The 18,914-nt window shown below is 70.8% G+C and carries 17 protein-coding genes; 7 read left to right on the plus strand and 10 right to left on the minus strand.

Going from position 1 to position 18,914, the window contains the following annotated elements:
• The first annotated feature begins 3 nt into the window (after positions 1–3).
• Entirely contained in the window at positions 4–1,188 is a 1,185-nt protein-coding gene (locus JJ691_RS03765; protein WP_211767403.1) for a cytochrome P450, read from the plus strand.
• Between the two features lie 42 nt (positions 1,189–1,230).
• On the opposite strand, the gene JJ691_RS03770 is transcribed toward JJ691_RS03765, so the two are convergent.
• From JJ691_RS03770 to JJ691_RS03790, 5 genes are all read right to left on the minus strand, one after another.
• Positions 1,231–3,255 (minus strand): macrolide family glycosyltransferase, encoded by a 2,025-nt coding sequence (locus JJ691_RS03770; RefSeq protein ID WP_211767404.1) that lies wholly within the window; start codon positions 3,253–3,255, stop codon positions 1,231–1,233.
• A 60-nt stretch (positions 3,256–3,315) separates the two neighbouring features.
• Positions 3,316–3,573 (minus strand): PLD nuclease N-terminal domain-containing protein, encoded by a 258-nt coding sequence (locus JJ691_RS03775; protein ID WP_211767405.1) that lies wholly within the window; start codon positions 3,571–3,573, stop codon positions 3,316–3,318.
• A 123-nt stretch (positions 3,574–3,696) separates the two neighbouring features.
• Entirely contained in the window at positions 3,697–4,275 is a 579-nt protein-coding gene (locus JJ691_RS03780) for an FMN reductase (protein WP_211767406.1), read from the minus strand.
• Positions 4,272–5,348, minus strand: a complete 1,077-nt coding sequence (locus tag JJ691_RS03785; RefSeq protein WP_211767407.1) for an LLM class flavin-dependent oxidoreductase — start codon at positions 5,346–5,348, stop codon at positions 4,272–4,274. Before JJ691_RS03785 ends, JJ691_RS03780 begins: the two co-directional genes overlap by 4 nt.
• A gap of 125 nt (positions 5,349–5,473) precedes the next feature.
• Positions 5,474–9,757: an nSTAND1 domain-containing NTPase gene (locus JJ691_RS03790; protein WP_211767408.1), complete on the minus strand. Its 4,284-nt coding sequence runs from the start codon at positions 9,755–9,757 to the stop codon at positions 5,474–5,476.
• A gap of 97 nt (positions 9,758–9,854) precedes the next feature.
• Between JJ691_RS03790 and JJ691_RS03795 the strand changes: the two genes are divergently transcribed.
• Positions 9,855–10,208, plus strand: coding sequence for a DUF488 domain-containing protein (locus JJ691_RS03795; protein WP_306291350.1), 354 nt, complete (start codon positions 9,855–9,857; stop codon positions 10,206–10,208).
• Here JJ691_RS03795 and JJ691_RS03800 read toward each other — a convergent pair.
• The 3 genes from JJ691_RS03800 to JJ691_RS03810 form a co-directional block, all read right to left on the minus strand.
• Complete coding sequence (locus JJ691_RS03800) at positions 10,205–10,663, minus strand: GNAT family N-acetyltransferase (protein ID WP_211767410.1); 459 nt, start codon at positions 10,661–10,663, stop codon at positions 10,205–10,207. The genes JJ691_RS03795 and JJ691_RS03800 overlap by 4 nt on opposite strands.
• Positions 10,664–10,743: 80 nt before the next feature.
• Positions 10,744–12,063, minus strand: coding sequence for an APC family permease (locus JJ691_RS03805; RefSeq protein ID WP_211767411.1), 1,320 nt, complete (start codon positions 12,061–12,063; stop codon positions 10,744–10,746).
• Entirely contained in the window at positions 12,060–12,920 is an 861-nt protein-coding gene (locus JJ691_RS03810; protein ID WP_249227660.1) for a carbon-nitrogen hydrolase family protein, read from the minus strand. The genes JJ691_RS03805 and JJ691_RS03810 overlap by 4 nt, the downstream gene beginning before the upstream one ends.
• Before the next feature lie 104 nt (positions 12,921–13,024).
• Between JJ691_RS03810 and JJ691_RS03815 the strand changes: the two genes are divergently transcribed.
• Complete coding sequence (locus JJ691_RS03815) at positions 13,025–13,750, plus strand: FadR/GntR family transcriptional regulator (protein ID WP_211767412.1); 726 nt, start codon at positions 13,025–13,027, stop codon at positions 13,748–13,750.
• Positions 13,751–13,807: 57 nt separating this feature from the next.
• Positions 13,808–14,977, plus strand: a complete 1,170-nt coding sequence (locus JJ691_RS03820; RefSeq protein ID WP_211767413.1) for an arylsulfotransferase family protein — start codon at positions 13,808–13,810, stop codon at positions 14,975–14,977.
• 50 nt (positions 14,978–15,027) lie between these two features.
• On the opposite strand, the gene JJ691_RS03825 is transcribed toward JJ691_RS03820, so the two are convergent.
• A complete protein-coding gene (locus tag JJ691_RS03825) occupies positions 15,028–15,531 on the minus strand; it encodes a hypothetical protein (protein ID WP_211767414.1) in 504 nt (167 codons plus the stop codon).
• A gap of 175 nt (positions 15,532–15,706) precedes the next feature.
• Positions 15,707–17,170 carry an alpha/beta fold hydrolase gene (locus JJ691_RS03830; protein ID WP_249228182.1) on the minus strand — a complete coding sequence of 488 codons (1,464 nt, stop codon included), beginning with the start codon at positions 17,168–17,170 and terminating at the stop codon, positions 15,707–15,709.
• Between the two features lie 155 nt (positions 17,171–17,325).
• On the opposite strand from JJ691_RS03830, the gene JJ691_RS03835 reads away from it, so the two are divergent.
• The 3 genes from JJ691_RS03835 to JJ691_RS03845 all read left to right on the plus strand — a co-directional run bounded on the left by JJ691_RS03835 (position 17,326) and on the right by JJ691_RS03845 (position 18,895).
• Positions 17,326–17,496 carry a hypothetical protein gene (locus JJ691_RS03835; protein WP_211767416.1) on the plus strand — a complete coding sequence of 57 codons (171 nt, stop codon included), beginning with the start codon at positions 17,326–17,328 and terminating at the stop codon, positions 17,494–17,496.
• Between the two features lie 80 nt (positions 17,497–17,576).
• Positions 17,577–18,083 (plus strand): SigE family RNA polymerase sigma factor, encoded by a 507-nt coding sequence (locus JJ691_RS03840; protein WP_211767417.1) that lies wholly within the window; start codon positions 17,577–17,579, stop codon positions 18,081–18,083.
• On the plus strand, positions 18,080–18,895 hold the full coding sequence (locus JJ691_RS03845; RefSeq protein ID WP_211767418.1) for a hypothetical protein: 816 nt from the start codon (positions 18,080–18,082) through the stop codon (positions 18,893–18,895). Before JJ691_RS03840 ends, JJ691_RS03845 begins: the two co-directional genes overlap by 4 nt.
• The last annotated feature ends 19 nt before the right edge of the window (positions 18,896–18,914 follow it).

The raw sequence follows: 18,914 nt of genomic DNA on the forward strand, positions 1-18,914 counted from the left end.
GACATGACGATCGCCGAGGCGCCGGCCAATCCGCTGGCCGCGCTGTTCGACCCCGAGGTGCGGGCCGACCCGTACCCGCTCTACGGCATGCTGCGCGCGCAGGGCACGCTGGTCACTCCCGACGGCACGCTCGCCGCCGTCGGCTCGTACCAGGACTGCCGCGCCGCGCTGCACAATCCGGTGATGAGCAGCCGGCCGAACCTGGAGCCGCCGCCGCCCGATGAGCCGCAGTCGTTCCTGTTCCTCGACCCGCCCGACCACACCCGGCTGCGCACGCTGGTGACCAAGGCCTTCACGCCCCGGGCGGTCACCGGGCTGGCCCCGCGGATCTCCGAGATCGTCGACGCCGCCCTGGACGTCGCCCTCGACCGGGGCGGCATGGAGCTGGTCGAGGAACTGGCCGCGCCGCTGCCGATCCTCATCATCAGCGAGTGGCTCGGCGTGCCGATCGAGGACGGCCGGCTGCTGCGCGGCTGGTCGGAGGCGTGCACCCGGGCCCTGGACCCGCTCGGCGCCGCCGACGAGCCCACCGTGCTGGCCAGCCAGCAGGCAAGCGCCGAGCTGGCCGCCTACTTCGGCGCGCTCATCGCCGACCGGTCCCGCCAGGAGGGCTCCGACCTGCTGTCGCGGCTGCTGCACGTCGAGGAGCGGGGCGACAAGCTGACCACCGGCGAGCTGCTGGCCACCATCGGTTCACTGCTGATCGCCGGGCACGAGACCACCACCAGCCTGATCGCCAACGGAATCCTGGCCCTGGCCCGGAATCCGGCCGAGCTGTCCCGTCTGCGGGCTGACCCGTCGTTGGCCGGTCGGGCCGTCGAGGAGACGCTGCGGTTCGACGCCCCCGTGCAGCTGACCCACCGGACCGCCGCCGAGGACACCACCGTCGGCGGCGTCGACGTGCCGCGCGGCTGCCTGGTCGCGCTCATGCTGGCCGCCGCCAACCGCGACCCCGAACTGCACCGCGACCCGGACGTGTTTTCGTTGGAACGCAACGACACCACGCACCTGGCGTTCTCCGGCGGCCACCACTACTGCGTCGGCGCCGGCCTGGCCCGGTTGGAGGCGTCCATCGTCTTCCGCCGCTTCGCCGAGCGGGTGGCCCGCGTCGAGGTCGACGAGAGTTCCCTGCGCTACCGGCCGCACATCAACCTGCGCGGACCAGCCCGATTGTCCTTGGCCTTCTAGGTCGAGCGAGGGGAGCGCCCGGCGGGTGCTCCCCTCGCTGGTTCAGCGCTCCCCGAACAGCAGGACCACGCGGGACGTGTCGGGCTGCCGGGGATCGAAGGTCGGCGGCATGGGGCGGTCGTGCTCAGCGGCGACCTCAGCCAGGTCGCGGGTGTGGGCCCGCCAGCCGTGAGTGGTGATCCACTCGGTCGGCTCGGCGGTGGACTCGTTGCGCCACAACGAGACCAGCGTGGCCAGGGCCTCGTCCTGGCCGGTGGCCAGGACCTGCCGGGCCGGCTCGGTGAGCAGCATGTGCCGGGTCAGCGCCTCGACGGCGATCCGGCTGCCGGGCGCGCTCAGCTTGGTGATCTTCGCCAGCATCCGGTCGGTGTCCTGCTCGGTCAGGTACACCACCAGTCCCTCGACCAGCCAGGCGGTGGGCAGCGTCGGGTCGAAGCCGTCGTCCAGCAGGCTCTGCGCCCAGTTGCCCCGCAGGTCGGCCGTCACCACGACCCGGTCGCACGACGGACGCGCACCCAGCCGGCCCAATACGGATTCCTTGACCTGCAACACATCGGCCCGGTCCACTTCGAACACTCGCACGCCGTCGGCCCACGGCAGCCGGAACGCCCGGCTGTCCAGGCCGGCGGCCACCACGACCACCTGGGGACAGCCGGCGGCCAGCAGGAAGTCGTCGAACAGCCGGGTCCGCAGCGCGACGTAGTCGCCCATCGCCGACCGGACCACGGTGTTGTCCTCGTCGTACCGCTGCGCCTGCCAGATCCCGGAAGCCCGCACGAAGTCGGCGGCCAGCTCGTCGTCGAAGAGCCGATCGGGCCGCATGCTCTCCTCGGCCCGCGCCATGGCCACGCCCAGCGCCGTCGAACCGACCTCCGACAGGGCAGCCAGCTCGCGCAGCCGGTCCTCCACGATGTCGGCCGCCCGTTCCGCGCCCCGCATGTCGAGGATCTCCTGCCGCAGCACGGCCACCGCCGCCCGCATCTGCTCGTCGGCGGCCACGTCCAATACCGCTTGCTGGAGCTCGGCGGCGGTGGCCTGGCTGAGGTCGATCCGCCGGGCCACGCCGGCGTCGACCGCCGCGGCCGTCACGTCCTGGTGGTCGATCAGCTCCGGCGCCAACAGCAGGGGAGTGCCCTCGCGGACCGCGGTCATGATCGACCCCATGCCGCCGTTGTTCAGGTACACAGCGGCACGGGACAGCACCGGGCGCTGCGGAACCCAGGAGCGCACCTCGAAGTTCGGCGGGTACTCCCGGCCGCCGTCGTCCTCGCCGCCGAGGGAGAGCACGATGTGCCAGTCGAGATCGCCGAAGGCCTCGATGCACAACGTGATGAAGTCGCCGTCCTGCCGGACCATGGATCCCAGCGACGCAAGCAGGACCGGCTTGCCGTCGGTCGGCGGTTGCCAGTCGCCCGCATACGATCGACCGTCGACCGCGGGCCCGACGAACTGGAGATGGGGCCCGAACTTCTCGCGGTCGGGCTGGAAGCTGGGCGGCAGGAAGGCCAACCCCAGCTCACGAGTGGCGGCGGCCTCGTCCTCGCCCAAACCGAGCTCCGCCTTGGCCTTGCCCAGCCGGCCGGCCAGGTCGAGCAGCTCCGGATCGCCCAGGTCGGGGAAGGCCCGCGCCAGCCGCTGCGGCCGCCAGTCCACGTTCCGGTCGAACGCGAAGTGCAGGTGGGTCACCACCGCCGGCACCTGCCAGCGCCGGGCCAGGACGGAGGCCACGTCGAACATCAGCGCGTCGGCGACGACCAGGTCCGGCCGTTCCTCCGCCAGCCCGGCCGCCAGGTCGTCGACCAGCAGCAGACTCTGCTCCACGAACCGCAGGCCCATCAGGGTCGCCTTGACCGTGGTCACCTCATCCATACCGGCGAAGGTGGCGTTGCGGGCCATCGCCTCCGGGTAGGCGAGCAGCCGGGCGCCGGTTCGCGCCACCGCTTCCGCGTGCGACTCGCTCGTGGCATAGGTGACGTGATGCCCGCGCCGCACCAGCTCCTCGGCGAAGTTCAGGGTCGGGTAGACGTGGCCGTACAGAGGCAGGCTCAGATAAGCGATGTTGGCCATATGCCATGGTCACGCCGCGGCCCGCGCCTCCCGCGGCGCGGGCGCGGACTTCTGATGAATCTAGTAGTCCTGGCGGGGCCGGGGGCGGCCGGCGACGAACCAGAGCAGGCTGCCCAGGAACGGCAGGCAGAGGATCACGAAGAACCAGAGGATCTTGGCGCCGCAGCCGATGTCGGCGCCGAGGATGCTGAACAGCGCCGCCAGGAAGAAGACGATCAGGAACAGGCCGACGGCCACCAGCACCACCATCATGAGGATGCCGATGCCCTGGGCGGCCGTGTCCTGGCTGATGCTCATCGCCTGTGCGAGGTGTGACATGCCACGAAGCTAGGGGCCGCCCGGGTGCGCGGGCATCGATCTGACGGTGGTCGGCGGCGTACTACTTTTGTCGAACGCTGCCGGAAATCGACATTCGCTTGCCTGAGAGCGGGACTCGCGAGGTTACTGGGCCAGCAGTTGTTCGAAGGGGGTGAAGGTGTCGGCGGGCTTCTCGGTGGTGCGGAGGCCAGTGGCCCGGTCGGCGAGTTCGGCCCCGGCCCGGCGGACCCGGTCGTGCAGCGAGGGGCTGCCGAAGTCCGACGAGGCGGCGTAGACGCCGGTCGGGGTGACCTCGGCCCGCAGGTAGGCGAACATCGGCCGCAGCTGGTAGTCGAGCACCAGCGAATGCCGCTCGGTTCCGCCGGTGGCGGCGATCAGCACCGGCTTGCCGACCAGGGAGTCCTTGTCCAGCACGTCGAAGAACGACTTGAACAGTCCGCTGTAGGAGGCGGTGAACACCGGCGTGACGGCGATCAGCGCGTCGGCGGCGGTCACGGTCTCGATGGCGGCGGACAGCTTCGGGCTGGGGAAGCCGGTCAGCATGTTGTTGGTGACGTCCACGGCGATGTCCCGCAGCTCGATCACCGTCACTTCGGCATCGCCGCCCAGAGCCTCCCGGGTGGCGGCGGCCAGCTGGTCGGCCAGCAGCCGCGTGGAGGACGGCTGGCTCAGGCCGGCCGTCACGACCGCGATGGCAGTCACGCGGACACCTTCTTCTGCTTCAGCGATTCGTGGGTGGGGGCGTCGGGCACGGTGGCCGGCCGCTTGGCGTCGAGTTCCTTGCGCAGCACCGGAACGATCTCGCCGAGCAGGTCCAGCTGCTCCAGCACGGTCTTCAGCGGCAGGCCGGCGTGGTCCATCAGGAACAGCTGGCGCTGGTAGTCGCCGAAGTGCTCGCGGAAGGTCAGCGTCTTGTCGATGACCTCCTGCGGGCTGCCGACGGTCAGCGGCGTCTGCGAGGTGAAGTCCTCCAGCGACGGCCCGTGCCCGTAGACCGGGGCGTTGTCGAAGTACGGCCGGAACTCGCGCACCGCGTCCTGCGAGTTGCGGCGCATGAACACCTGTCCGCCGAGGCCGACAATGGCCTGGTCGGCGCTGCCGTGGCCGTAGTGCTCGAACCGCTGCCGATACAGCTGGATCAGCTGCTGGAAGTGGTAGGTGGGCCAGAAGATGTGGTTGGCGAAGAAGCCGTCGCCGTAGTACGCGGCCTGCTCGGCGATCTCCGGGCTGCGGATCGAGCCGTGCCACACGAACGGCGGCACGCCGTCCAGCGGCCGGGGCGTGGAGGTGAACTCCTGCAACGGGGTGCGGAACTTGCCCGACCAGTTCACCACATCCTCGCGCCACAGCTTGTGCAGCAGCGCGTAGTTCTCCACCGCCAGCGGGATGCCCTGGCGGATGTCCTGGCCGAACCACGGGTACACCGGGCCGGTGTTGCCGCGGCCCATCATCAGGTCCACCCGGCCGTCGGCCAGGTGCTGCAGCATGGCGAAGTCCTCGGCGATCTTCACCGGGTCGTTGGTGGTGATCAGCGTGGTCGAGGTGGACAGGATGATCTTGTCGGTCCTCGCCGCCACGTAGCCGAGCATGGTGGTGGGCGAGGAGGGCACGAACGGCGGGTTGTGGTGCTCGCCGGTGGCGAACACGTCCAACCCGACCTCCTCGGCCTTGAGCGCGATCGTGACCATCGCCTTGATCCGCTCGGCCTCCGTCGGCGTCACGCCGGTGGTGGGGTCGGTGGTCACGTCGCCGACCGTGAACACTCCGAACTGCATGTCCGCTGCTCCTCTCGATCCGCCCTGTACTTGAACACTCAACTACCTGGCTGGGGAGAGTATTCCACGGCCGGTGGCGGCCGTGGGAGAGTTGTCGCTCACAACGGTGGGCGGGGGAGAGCGGATCAGCAGGGGTCGGTCGGCGCGTCCTCGCTCACGTAGGTGTGCCACTCGGCGTCGCTGACCGGGGTGCCGCGCACCGCGCACACCTGCTTGGCCACCGCGTCGGGATCGGTCTGCCACAAGGAGATCGGCGCGTCCGCGACACCGGCGGCGACGCTCCCACCGCGCGGGTCGAACGCCACCGCGGTGACGTTGCCGGTCGGCCCGGACAGCGATGCCGTCACCTTCGGGTTGCGGGGATCGCTGATGTCCCAGGTGGACACGGTGCGGTCCCAGCTGGCGCTGGCCAGGGACTTGCCGTCGGCGCTCAGGGCGACCGAGGTGACCGTGTTGGTGTGGTCGGTCAACGCGCTGAGCTGCGACGGAGTGCCGCTGACGTCCCACAGCTCCACGGCGTGGTCCTCGCCGCCGGTGGCCAGCAGCGTGCCGTCGGCCGACAGCGCGATGCCGCGGATGGCGGCCGGCCGGGCGGCGGAGACGCGGTACTTGCTGACCGGGTGCACCGGATCGGAGACGTCCCAGATGCGCGCGGTGCCGTCGTAGCTGCCGCTGGCCATGGTCTTGCCGTCGGCGCTGAAGGCCAGCGAGCTCACGCCGTCGGTGTGCTCGGTCAGCGGCTGCCCGATCGGCGTGACGTGCCGGGGGTCGGTCACGTTCCACAGTCTGATCAGGTGATCGTCACCACTCGTGACTATCACTTTCTCGGACGGGTCGAACACCACCGACTCCAACTGCCCGGTGGAGGCGGCCACGGTCGACAGCAGCGCCGGGTGGGCCGGGTCGGAGACGTCCCAGAGCTTGGCCGTGTGGTCGTAGCTCACACTGGCCAGGGTCTTGCCGTCCGGGCTGAACGCCACCGAGGTCACCGGGCCGCTGTGTCCGGTCAGCGTGGCCAGCGCCGTCGGCCGCCGCGGATCGCCCATGCCCCACAGCCGGACGGTGCCGTCGTAGTGGCCGCTGGCCAGGACCTTGCCGGTCTTGTCGTACGCGATGCCCCAGCCGGACTGCGCGTGCCCCAGCACCTCGGCCGAGCTGACGTCCCACATCGTCACGGCCCAGTTGGCCGCGCCGGTGGCCACCGAGGTGCCGTCCGGGCTGAAGGCGACCGCGCGGATCGTGGCCGGCGCGGTGAAGGAGGCGACCTGCGTGCCGGCGCTGATGTCCCAGACCCGGGTGATGTGGTCGTCGCCGCCGGCCGCGACCGTCCGGCCGTCCGGGCTGAACGCGACGGCCTCCAGGAAACTGGTGGCGCCGGGCAGGGTCGACACGGTCGCGCCGGTCGCCGGATCCCAGATCCGCACCGACTCGTCGTAGCTGGCGCTGGCCAGGCGGCTCCCGTCGGGGCTGAACGCCACACCGGTCACGGCGTTGGTGTGGCCGGTGAGCACGCCCGCCGGGGCACCGGTGCTGGCGTTCCACAGTCGCACGGTGTTGTCGTAGGCGCCGCTGGCGACCAGCTTGCCGTCCGGGCTGTACGCGATCGAGGTGACGGATTTCTCATGCCCGGCAAGGGTTGCCGCCGACGTCAGCTGGTGACCGTCCACATGCCACAGTCGAACCGTCTTGTCCCCGCTGCCGGTCGCGAGCTGCTTGCCGTCCGGACTGAAGGCCAGCGAGAACACGCTGTCGGTGTGGCCCTTGCCCACCGCGAGCTGCGCCGGACTGCGGGGATTGCTGACATCCCAGAGGATTACCGAGCCGTCGGCGATGCCGGCGGCCAGCAGCTTGCCGTCCCGGCTCAGCGCAACGCCGTAGGCGGCGCTCGACACCGTCACCGCGGCCAGCTCGGTGCGGGAGGTCGCGTCCCACAGCCGCACCGACTTGTCCTTGCTGGCGCTCGCCAGCAGATTTCCCCCGTACGACAAGGAGGTCACGCCGTCGGTGTGCCCGAGCAGCCGAGTCGCCGCCGGCACGCCGGACGAGGTCAGCAGGCTGCCCCTGGCCTCGGTGGTCGGCGAGGTCCGGTACGCCACGAGGCTCAGCTGCGCCGCCAGCGCGGGATCGGCGGACAGCAGGGAATTCGACCGCAGCGCCACCTGTCTGGACAGCGCGTCGGCCCGCTGCTGCAACGCCGTGTTCCACTCGATCAGGGCGAACACCATGGAGCCCACGGCCACCAGGAGCAGCGCCGTCAACGCCGCCACCAGCTGCCGCAGCCGCCGGGTCCGGCGCACCGTCGACTGCTGCTCCGCCGCCTCCCGCTCGGCGCTGACGTCCAGCAGTTCACGTTCGATCGGGGCCAGCGCGTCGTCGTCGGCCCACTCGCGGGCGATCGCCAGCTTCGCGCCCCGGTACAGCCCCGAATCGTCCTTGCCGGCCTGCTGCCACGACCGCGCGTCCTGGGCCAGTTGCTGGTGCAGTCGCAGGCCTTCGCGGTTGGCCGACACCCACTCGCGCAGCCGTGGCCACGATCGCAGCAGCGCCTCGTGGCTGATCTCCGCGGTGTTCTCGTCCAACGTCACCAGGCGCGCACGGGCCAGCGCGTCCAACACCGCCGCCGCCGTCTCCGGGTCGGACGAGCCCTCGATCAGACCGGTCCGGTCGGCCCGCGCCCGCGTCACCTCCACGCCCTCGCCCACGTGCACCAGGCGCAGCAGCAGCCGGCGCACCAGATCCCGGCCGACCGGGTCGAACCGGGCATACGTCGCGTCGGCGGTGGTGGCGATGGCCCGATGGATGCCGCCGACCTCGGCGTATCCCTGCAACGTCAGGCGATTGCCCTCGCGAACCTGCCACGTCGCCAGCAGCGTGTGGGCGAGCAGCGGCAGCACGCCGCCGGTGTCCTCCTCGGCGCCGAGATCGCGCAGCAGCACGTCGCTCAGCCCCGGCTCCAGCTCCAGCCCGGCCAGCGCCGCCGGCCGCTCGATCGCCTCCCGCAGCGAGGCGGCCGTCATCGGACCCACCACCACTGCCTGCTCCAGCGACGGCACCAGCTCCGGGAAGCGGGCGCAGTGGCCGTAGAAGTCGGCCCGCACGCCGTACACCACGGCGGCGTTCAAAGCGGTGATCGCCTCGACGAACATCCGGCGCTCGGCCTCGTCCTCGCAGAGCGTGAACAGCTCCTCGAACTGGTCGATCACCACCACCAGGCGCTCCGAGCCGTCCAGCACGCCGGCCAGCTCGCCCGGATCCTCGCGGATGATCGCCAGCAGCTCCGACGGCGGCTGGCCGGTGCCCTGGGCCAGGGCCGAGGCCAGCGCCTCCACCGGCTTGTTGCCCGGCGTGAACAGCAGCCACGTCCAGCGGCGGGTGGCCAGGTCCATGCCCTCGATCGTCGGCACCAGACCGGCTCGCAGCAGCGATGACTTGCCCGAGCCGGACGCCCCGACCACCGCCACCGGGCCGTCCCGGCGCGGATCGCCGAGCCGGTCGACCAGGGCCGCCGTCAGCTGCTCACGTCCGAAGAAGTACTGCGCGTTGCTGACCGAGAAGGACAACAGACCCGGATACGGGCTGCGGCCTTCCCGTGCCGGTGTCGGCGGCTCCTCCGTCGGCAGCGTCACCGTGACCCTCGGCTTCGGCCGGCCCAGCGCCGGGTCGTTGGCCAGGATCTGCTGGTAGACCGCTTGCACCTCGGCCCCCGGGTCCACGCCCAGCTCCGCCACCAGCATGCGGCGCAGCCGATCATGGTGCTCCAGCGCCTCGGCCTGTCGCCCGCCCCGGTACAGGGCGATCATGTGCAGGGCTCGCAACCGCTCCCGCAGCGGGTGATCCTCGACGTAGGTGCGCAGGTCGACGACCACTTCGGACTCGCGGCCCAGCGACAGCAGGGTCTCCGCCCGGTCCTCGATCGCCGCCAGCCGCAACTCGGCCAGATGCAGGCGCTCGCTCTCCGCGAAGGGACCCGGCACGCCCGGCAGCGGCTCGCCCTGCCACAGCCGCAGGCCCCGGTCCCAGTGCTCGATCGCCCGCTCCACGTCGTTCGCGGTGCGAGCCTGCGCCGCCTGTTGGAAGGCGTGCTCGAAATGCCAGAGGTCCAGGTCGTCCGGCTCCAGCGTCAGCCGGTAGCCCGAGCCCACACTGGCCAGCAGCGACTCGCGGGCCGCCGCCTTGCGCTCCCCGGCCAGGGCTTGGCGCAGTTTGGAGACGTAGGTGTGGATGATGCCCCGGACGCTGTCCGGCGGCTCCTCACCCCACACGCCGTCGATCAGCTCGGTGCGGGAGACCACCTGGTTGCGGCGGACCGCGAGCTGCGCGAACAGGGCCCGCTGCTTGGGCGGCCCCAACTCCAGTTCGCGTCCGTCGACTTCCGCGTGCAGCGCGCCCAGGAGCTTTACGAGCAGCATTGGGCGAGTGTAACTGGGCTTATACCGCCAGTTCCGCGCGCCGCTCGCGGGCATGTCGCCCCGGCGAAGCCACCGATGTGGGGCTATCGTCCGGCTCGTGCGGACGGTGCGGGTCGCTCGGGTGTACGACGAGCCCGGTCCCGAGGACGGGACCCGGGTGCTTGTCGACCGGCTGTGGCCAAGGGGCCTGCGCAAGGAACTGGCCCGGTTGGACAGCTGGTGCCGGCAGGTCGCCCCGTCCACCGAGCTTCGCGTCTGGTACGGCCACGATCCCGAGCGCTACGCCGAGTTCGCCGAGCGCTATCGAGCCGAGCTTGCCGACCCCGAGCGCCGGGCCGCGCTGGACGGCCTGTGTGCGCTGCCCGGCGCCGTCACGCTGCTGACAGCCACCACCGCGGTCGACATCAGCCACGCCGCGGTGTTGGCCGACGTGCTCCGCTCCATGGGCTAACCCCGGCGCAGGGTCAGTTCGAACGGCGTGAACCCGTGCGAACGGTAGAACGCGATCGCCGCCTCGTTCGCCGCGAAAGCCGTCACCCGGAATTCGGTGGCGCTGTTCTCGGCGGCCCATTCGGTGAATTCGGCGACCAGTGCCGAACCAACGCCGGCGCGGCGACTCCGCTCGGCCACCCGCATGCTCTCCAGCACGGCGACCCGCGCGCCGGGCCGGAGCTCGCTGGTGCGCAGCCGGCCGACCAGGTGGCCCGCCGGCCCGGCATCGGCCCTGGCCAGCAGGATCAGCGCGGCGTCGTCGCCGAGCAGTTCGCGGTAGTAGACGGCGCCGTGCCGCCGTGGCCAGTCGGCGTCCATCACCGGGTCGTGCCGGCCGCCGTCCTCGGCGAACAGCGCGCCCACGGACGCCAGGAGTTCGGGAATCAGTTCTTCGGTCGCCCGGACGATTGTCATGTGGCCAAGGTAACGGACCCTTTTTTCGTTGTAAATTAATTACGTGTGGATTTGTCGCCGGCGTTTCCGTCGCGACTCGATCACTCCTCGAAGGAGACCTCGGGCGGCGGGCGGCGGAAGCCGCGGGTGAGGTAGGCGAGGTAGCAGACGCCCAGGGCCAGCCAGATCAGGCCGAGGGTGACGGCGACGCCGTCCAGGTGCACGAGCAGCCAGATGTCGACGGCGGCGCCGATGACCGGGAACACCAGGTTCCGCAGCACGGATCCCCGTTCCCGCAGCCACAGCGCGATGACCGAGATGTTGACGAAGGTGAAGGCGGTGAACGCCCCGAAGTTGATGAACGACGTGGAGGTGGTGACGTCCAGGGCCAGCGCGCCGAGGCCGACCAGTCCGATGAGGACGATGCCGAACACCGGCGTCTCGAACTTCGGCTGCAGGTAAGCGAACAGGCGCTTGGGCAGCACGCCGTCCCGGCCCATGGCGAACATCAGCCGGGACGCGCCGGCCTGCGCGGCGATGCCGGACGCGAACTGGGCGACCATCAGCCCGGCCAGGAACACCGCGGCGAAGAAGTCGCCGCCGATGTCGGTGGCGATCTCGAACGCCGCCGACGACGTGTCGTGGAAGGTCGAGCCGGGGTGCACGAGCTGCGTGGCGTAGGACAGGATCACGAACAGCACGCCGCCGAGCAGCGCGGTCAGCAGGATGGCCCGGGGAATCGTCTTGCGTGGCTCGAAGGTCTCCTCGGTCAGCGTGGTCACGGCGTCGAAGCCGAGGAAGGCGTACGCCGCCAGGGCCGCCCCGGCGGAGATGCCGCTGAACGAGGAACCGTTGTGGTAGAAGGGAATCGTGCTGAACAGGCTGTGCCCGCCGGCCCCGACCTGGCGCAGCGACAGGATCACGAAGAACAGGATCACCAGCAGCTGGAAGGCCATCAGCAGGAAGTTGGCGGTGACGGCGACCCGGATGCCCAGCACGTTCAACACCGTGGTGAGCACGATGAAGGCCAGCACCCACACCCAGCTCGGCACGGCCGGGAACTCGGCGGACATGTAGGCCGCGCCGATCAGCCAGATCACCATCGGCAGGAAGAAGTAGTCCAGCAGCACCGCCCAGCCGACCAGGAAGCCGACCCGGGAGTCGATCGACTTGCGCACGTAGGTGTACGCGGAGCCGGCGACCGGGTAGACCGACGCCATCCGGCCGTAGCTGGCCGCGGTGAACAGCATCGCCACCGTGGCCAGCAGGTACGCGGTCGGCACCGTGCCGCTGGTGTTGTCGGCGACGATGCCGTACGTGCCGAGCACGATCAGCGGCGCCATGTAGGCGAGTCCGAACAGGACAACGCCGCGCAGCCGCAGGTGCGGCGTGAGCTTCGCGGTGGTATTCGTCGCGGTCATCGCGGGTCACCTCCGCCCGGCCGCCACCGGCCGGGTTCGATTCGTCCCTGGTACAGCGGAAGTTCGATGGGCGCGTCGGATTCGGTGAACTGGTCCCACATCCGGTTCAGCCCGGCGGTGCCGTGCTCGCGCACCCGCGCCACCTCGGTCAGGTCCAGCTCCAGCGCGAGCACCGCCGGCTCGGCGCCCGGCGTCTCGGCCAGCACCTGCCCCTCGGGCCCGACGACCAGACTGCATCCCATGCCGAACGGCCCGGCCACGTTGAGGCTGGCCACGAACACCTGGTTGACGATCGCGTTGGCCCGGGCCAGCACCAGCTCCTGGGCCCGGTCCCGGGTGGTGGTCTGCACCGGGTTGAGCACCAGCTCGGCCCCCATCCAGGCCAGGTGCCGGGTGATCTCCGGGAACCACGCGTCGTAGCAGATGGCGAAGCCGACCCGACCCTCCGGCAGATCGAAGACCACAAAGCGGTCGCCGGGGTCGTACGGCTCGTACGGCCGCCATGGGAAGACCTTGCGGTACGAGGCGACGAGCTCGCCGCCGGGGGAGAAGGCCACCGCCGTGTTGAACAGCTCGCCGGCCGGGCCGCGTTCGCACAGGCTGCCGGGGGCCAGCCAGACGCCGAGGTCGCCGGCGATCTGGGCGAGTTGCCGCGTGCGCGGGCCGTCCAGCGGCTCGGCGGCGTCGGCGGGCTGCTCGGCCCGGCACAGGTGCAGCTCGGGGTACATCACCAGGCGAGTGCCCGGATGCTCGGTGAGCAGGGCTTCGACCTCGGCGGCGAAGACCTCCAGCGGCCGGTCGAACGGCACCGGCTCCGCCTGCGCCAACACGACGGGCAGGGACATTCCCGGGTGCACTGGGGACTCCTTCCGCCGGTGACGGTAGGCGCAAAATAGTCCAAGCTGAACACTTTCACAAGAACTGCTCATTATGAGCGGTTTTAGCCGGTATGGTGGCCGGCATGGACCGCCTGAGCGCCCCGGCGCTGACCGGCCCCGCACTGACCGGCATCCGCCGGCTGTCCGCGCTGGACACGGTGCGGGCGCGGATCGCGCTGGCGGTGGAGCTGGGCCTGCTCGCTCCGGGCGAGCCGCTGCCGCCCGGCCCGGAGATCGCCGTCGCGCTCGGGGTCGGGGAGATCACCGTCCGGCGGGCGCTGGAGTCGCTGTGCTTCGCCGGCGTGCTGGAGCGCCGGCGCGGCCGCGGCGGCGGCACCCTGGTCGCCCCCGAGCCGGCTATGGGCGTGGTGGCCGAGATCGCCGCCTACACCGGCGGCGCGGCCGAGATGCACGAGCTGATCGACCACCGGCTGGCGTTGGAGACAGGCCTGGTGCATCTCGCCGCCGTGAGCCGGGACGACCTCGCCGTCGCGGAGCTGCGAGACCTGGTCTCGTTGATGGACAAGGCCTCCGGCTGGGCCGAGTTCCACGAGCTGGACGCGCGGTTCCACCTGGCGGTCGTCGAGGCCAGCGGCCTGGCCGTCGGCGTCGGCCGGTACGCGGCGGTCGTGCGCGAGCTCTACCGCTACTACCTGCCGTATCCCATGGAATACCTGCACGAGTCCAACCGGGAGCACGGTGAACTCGTGACGGCCATCGAGCGGCGGGACGCCGTCGCCGCGGTGGCGGTCATCTGCCGGCACGTCGAGGTGCTGCACAGCACCATGTTGTCCAGGCATTCCCGCTAGTTCCCACACTCTGAACGCGCTTTCGTTGCTGGACAACGCGTTCTACCGTCGCCAGCCATGCGCCAGTACATCCTCGCGGCGGCCGTCCTCACCGCCGCGGTCGTCGTGCCCGCCGCACCCGCGGCCGCAGACCCGCAGCTGCCGCCCCTCGCCGTGCTCACCGACGCCCCCGGCGCCGGACACGGCGACATCTTCATCACGCCGACGTCCAGCACCTACGCCAACGGCGTGGAGATCCTCAGCCCTGACGGCAAGAGGGTGGTGTGGTCGCACACCGTGCCGACCGGGCAGGCGGCGACGGACTTCCGCAAGCAGACCCTCCACGGCATGCCGGTGCTGACCTGGTGGCAGGGCACCGGACTGGGCGGCCTCGCGGTCGGCGTCGACGAGATCTATGACGCCGGCTACCACAAGATCGGCGAGGTCCGGGCCGGCAACGGCTATCAGGCCGACGGGCACGAATTCGTCATCACACCAAGGAACACAGCGCTGATCCTGGCCTACCGGCAGTCCACCGCCGACCTCACCTCGATCGGCGGGCCGGCCAGCCAGCAGGTCGTCGACGGCGTGGTGCAGGAGATCGACATCGCCACCGGCAAGGTGCTGTTCCAGTGGAACGCCGCCGACCACGTGCCGTACTCGCAGAGCGAGCAGCCGCTGCCGGCCTCGCCGAACACGCCGTGGGACTGGTTCCACATCAACGCCGTCAAGCAGGACGGCGACAACCTGCTGATCGACGCCCGCGACACCTGGGCCGCCTACGAGGTTTCGCGCCACGACGGCCGAATCCGGTGGCAGCTGGGCGGAAAGGCGAGCTCGTTCGCCGTGACCGGACAGGAACTCAACAGCGCTGGGGCTCTCGTCTCCTGGCAGCACGATCCCGAGCCGCTCGGCAACGGGTACTACACCTTCTTCGACAACGAGGCCGCCGGCACGGCCAACACCGGCACGGGGGTCGTCTCCGAGTACCCCTACAGTCGGGTTGTCCTGGTGAAGCTGGACTTCCAGAAGCACACGGCGACCCTGGTGCGCACGGAGAACCAGCCAGCCGGATTGCAGGCCACGTCGCAGGGCAACGCGCAGCCGGAGCCGGGCGGACGGACGTTCGTAGGCTGGGGCGCGCTGCCCTACCTGTCCGAGTTCGACCGGAACGGGGCCGTCGTGTTCAACGCCAAGTTCCCGACCGGCGTGAACACCTACCGCGCCTACCGGTTCGACTGGCGTTGACCGGGTGCGCGCCGGCCGTCGTCATTGACGGCCGGCGCGCGGCTGGCGGCTCAGCCGCCGGCCTGGGACGCGGCCGTCCGAGCCCGGGACATGAACTGGTTGTAGGCGCCGTTGTTGTAGGTGGTCCACGGCGTCCAGTCGCTGCCGTTGGACGAGATCCGGGCCGCGGCCTGGGCGCAGGTCACCGGGTTGAACGCCTGGGCGTCCGAGACCTCGCTGTGCCACCGCGAGTTGATCTGCCACACGCCGCGGTCGTGGCTGCAGTCGGTGTTGATCAGCACCGCCTTGGTCCAGCCCTGGCTCTCGGCCAGCGCCACCGCGATGGAGATGACCAGGCCGTTGCCGTGCAGTCCGCCGTTGTTGCGGGCGTACTGGGCGATCTGCAGGTCGGACAGGTGGGTGCCGGCCAGCGTGCTCTTCTGCGTGCAGGTCGCGGACGGGCTCATCGGCGCGTCGGCCGGCCGGGTGCCGGCGGTGGCCAGCGGGGCCGCGACGAGCAGCCCACTCAGCACCAGTGCGGATAATCCGGCCAGGCGCAGGGGTGTCTTCGCCATGATCTTTCCTCACAGTCATCGCAGGGGTAATGACGTGATCGGCCGTGGCGGCGTCCGCCCATCGTGACAGTGAACGATCCTCGCGCGAAGCGTTCACCCTTGACAGATTTGGTCTAGACCAGAACGGAAAACGCCGCCCCGACCGAGATCGAGGCGGCGTTCTAGGCCGAACAGGTCAGGCGGCGCACTCCGTGTCGGAGACGTTGCCGGCCTTGCGGGTCGGCAGGGTTCCGCTGCTGAGGTAGTTGCCCAGCACCGTGTTCACGCAGACATTCGTGCCTGGCACGACGCCGTTGGTGATGGCCCCGTTCACGGTGGCCAGCGCCGAGTGCGGATACCGCTGGCGCACCGTCAATGCGCCGGACAGCGGAGTGACAGCGTCCAGCGAGTTCTCCAGCACCAGCACGCTGCGCACCGCGAAACCCAGCACCGGCACGGGGTTGCCGGCCCTGGCCGGCCACACCCGGCACGGCGCGTTGGCCCAGGTGTTGCCCCACGTGGTGTCGGGCGCCTGCGCGTCGCTGGCCACCGTGTCGGCCCGCCACTTCGCCCAGTCGCTCGGCCACGGCGCGTCGGTGCAGGTCTGCGCGAGCAGCGTGGCGAACACGTTGTCGTTGCCGTGCTGGAAGAACTGCGAGTAGGTGGCCTGGATCTCGGTCGCGTCGCCACTGGCCACGTACCGGGCGAAGATGCCGGCGAACAGCGGCCAGGTGGCCTGGAAGTACGGCGTCACCAGGAAGGTGTCGGCGAACTCCGAGGGGCCGATCAGGCCGTTGGCCGGGTGGGCCGTCACCTTGGCGATCTGGTCGGCCCACACCTGCTGGATCGCCGCCCGCGTGGCGCCGAGGTGGTACGTGCCGTCATTGGCGGCCAGGTAGTCGAACCAGAGCAGGAAGTTCCGCTCCAGCCCCGGGTTCTGGTCGAAGTTGGCCGCCCGGTACCAGACCTCGTCCGGGTTGATCGGGCTGTCGAGCACCATCCGCTGCACGGTCAGCGGGTGCAGCGTGCTGTACACCTCGCCGACGTAGGTGCCGTAGGACTGCCCGTACAGGCTGAGCTGGCTCACGCCCAGCGCCTGCCGGATGTCCTCCATGTCGGCCGCCACGTCGGTGGTCTTCATGTGCTGCAACAGATCCGGCTGGGCCTGGCCGCAGGCGTCGGCGTAGCCCTGCACCCGGTTGAGCCAGTCGACCTCGAAGGCCGGTGCGGTCGGCTTGTACGGCGGCCGGTTGAAGTCCTGGTAGTTCGGCTCGCAGGACAGCGCCGGCACACTCGGCGCGAGGCCACGGCGGGCGAAGCCGACCCAGTCATAGCCGTCCGCGCCGGGGAGCTGCTGCCCGAGCGCGGCCTGTTCGTAGCCGGTGCCGCCGAGCATGTTCGGCGCCACCATCATCACGCCCTGGTACGGACTGGAAGCCTTGTGCGTCAACCGGGACAGCGCCAGCGTCAGCTTCGCGCCGCCGGGATTGGCGTGGTCAAGCGGCACCTGCAGGGTGCCGCACTGTGCGCCGGCGTTGTCCAGCGTGGTGCCCGAACAGGAGCCCCAGACGATGGTCTGGTGCGGGAGGGCCGCGCCGACGGCGGCTGCGTTCCCCAAGGTGACCACGGCGGCCGCGACGATCGCGGCGGCGGACAGCACACGTCTCAACTCGAATTGCCTCTCTCACGGGTGGATCCCCGTGATCACGGTAGGCAGCGCCGGGCGGCCCCGGCACGCCGGCGGTCGGATTCGGGTCGAGTTTTGTACCCCTCCGGTCAGCCGGGCTAGGGTGCGGGAATGCACCTGGAGGCGTCGTGACCGCCGGCATTCTCGGCGGCATCGTGGCCGGCCTTGCCCCGCCCGAGGCGATCCGCTTCGCCGGGCTGGTGCCGCTGGCCATCGGCGCGCTCGCCTTCTGGCGCGGCCGCCGCCCCCTCGGCGTGATCCTCGCCGGCCTCGGGCTGCTGATCCTGATCGCCGGCTGACCCAGCCCGTCCGTGGCGATGCAACCCCGCCCGGCTCCACGAGCGTGTTCATGGGTGGAACCGACGACACGGAGGGGGACATGGCCGATCGTGACATCGCGTTCGCGCAGTTCGTCACGGCCAAGGCCGACAGCCTGCAGCGGACCGCGTACCTGCTGTGCGGCGACTGGCACCGTGCCGAGGACCTCACCCAGGTGACCTTCACCAAGCTGTACCGGCGGTGGCACCGGCTGACCGACCTGGACGCGCTGGACGGCTACGCCCGCCAGGTGCTGGTCCGGGCGTTCCTGTCGGAGCGTCGGCTGGGCTGGTTCCGCCGCGAGCACGTCACCGCCGAGCACGACGACCGGCCCGGCCCGGGGACCGCGCCGGAGGACCGGCTGGTCCTGTTGGCGGCCCTGGCCAAGGTGCCGGCCGGGCAGCGGACGGTGCTGGTGCTCCGGTACTGGGAGGACCTGTCCGTCGAGGACACGGCCCGGCTGCTGGAGTGCTCCGAGGGCACGGTCAAGAGCCAGGCCGCGCGCGGGCTACAGGCCCTGCGCGCACTGCTGAACGTCACACCACTGAGTTCGAGGAGGGGCGCGTGAACGAGCAGGACCTGCGGGAAGCACTCCGGGACGCGATGACCGACGCTGTGCCGCCGCGACCCGTGACCGCGGACGCGGCGTTGACCAAGGCCCAGCAGGCCCGTCGCGCGCGTCGGGCCAACCTGGCTGGTCTCGGTGTCGGGGTGGCCGTGATCGCGCTGGTGGCGGGAGCGTTCACAATCAACGCGCCGCGGACGCTGGTGGGGATGGCCGCGCAGGCCACGCCCACGTCCACCACCCCCGCGCCGACGTCGTCGACCGAGCACGGCGACCGCACCCAGGCCAACGGGCCGCAGAACGACAAGAGCGTGCAGCTGCTGACCACCCTGGACGGCGTCCTGCCGTCCACCGTCGCGCCGGCGACCGACCAGCAGCTGCGCGGGGCGGCGTTCGCGCTGCGCACGCACCAGGCGCAGGTCGAGAACTGGGACACCAACACCTGGAGCTACGAGGGGATCGAGCCGGTCGCGTCGGTCAACGGCGGGGCCGGCGTCGGTCGGGTGCTCGTCGAGGTGTACGCCCCGGGCAACGACATTCCCACCGACATCTGCAAGGCGGCACAGGCCTTTTGGGGGGTGGGCGGCGACTGCGCCGTCAAGCAGGTGGGGGACAAGGCCGTCGGCCTCATCGCCCACACCGCCGACAAGCGCATCGACTCCGTTGCCGCATACCGTTATTCCGACGGCACCGTGGTGTACCTGGCCCAGAGCAAGGACTATTTCAGCTCCAACCTGCCCGGGCTGGCCACGCCGCCGCTGACCGGCGACCAGCTGGCCAGCCTGGTGCTCACCCCGGGTTTCAAGGTGGGCTGAGGATTTTCGGTGGGGCCGA

The sequence above is a fragment of the Kutzneria sp. CA-103260 genome (assembly GCF_018263855.1).
Classification (GTDB): Bacteria; Actinomycetota; Actinomycetes; order Mycobacteriales; family Pseudonocardiaceae; genus Kutzneria.

Excerpts from the sequence above, each read along its gene's own strand:
- JJ691_RS03765 (WP_211767403.1), top strand. The coding sequence starts at position 4 with ATGACGATCGCCGAGGCGCCGGCCAATCCGCTGGCCGCGCTGTTCGAC.
- JJ691_RS03770 (WP_211767404.1), bottom strand. The coding sequence starts at position 3,255 with ATGGCCAACATCGCTTATCTGAGCCTGCCTCTGTACGGCCACGTCTAC.
- JJ691_RS03775 (WP_211767405.1), bottom strand. The coding sequence starts at position 3,573 with ATGTCACACCTCGCACAGGCGATGAGCATCAGCCAGGACACGGCCGCC.
- JJ691_RS03785 (WP_211767407.1), bottom strand. The coding sequence starts at position 5,348 with ATGCAGTTCGGAGTGTTCACGGTCGGCGACGTGACCACCGACCCCACC.
- JJ691_RS03790 (WP_211767408.1), bottom strand. The coding sequence starts at position 9,757 with ATGCTGCTCGTAAAGCTCCTGGGCGCGCTGCACGCGGAAGTCGACGGA.
- JJ691_RS03800 (WP_211767410.1), bottom strand. The coding sequence starts at position 10,663 with ATGACAATCGTCCGGGCGACCGAAGAACTGATTCCCGAACTCCTGGCG.
- JJ691_RS03805 (WP_211767411.1), bottom strand. The coding sequence starts at position 12,063 with ATGACCGCGACGAATACCACCGCGAAGCTCACGCCGCACCTGCGGCTG.
- JJ691_RS03815 (WP_211767412.1), top strand. The coding sequence starts at position 13,025 with ATGGACCGCCTGAGCGCCCCGGCGCTGACCGGCCCCGCACTGACCGGC.
- JJ691_RS03820 (WP_211767413.1), top strand. The coding sequence starts at position 13,808 with ATGCGCCAGTACATCCTCGCGGCGGCCGTCCTCACCGCCGCGGTCGTC.
- JJ691_RS03825 (WP_211767414.1), bottom strand. The coding sequence starts at position 15,531 with ATGGCGAAGACACCCCTGCGCCTGGCCGGATTATCCGCACTGGTGCTG.
- JJ691_RS03840 (WP_211767417.1), top strand. The coding sequence starts at position 17,577 with ATGGCCGATCGTGACATCGCGTTCGCGCAGTTCGTCACGGCCAAGGCC.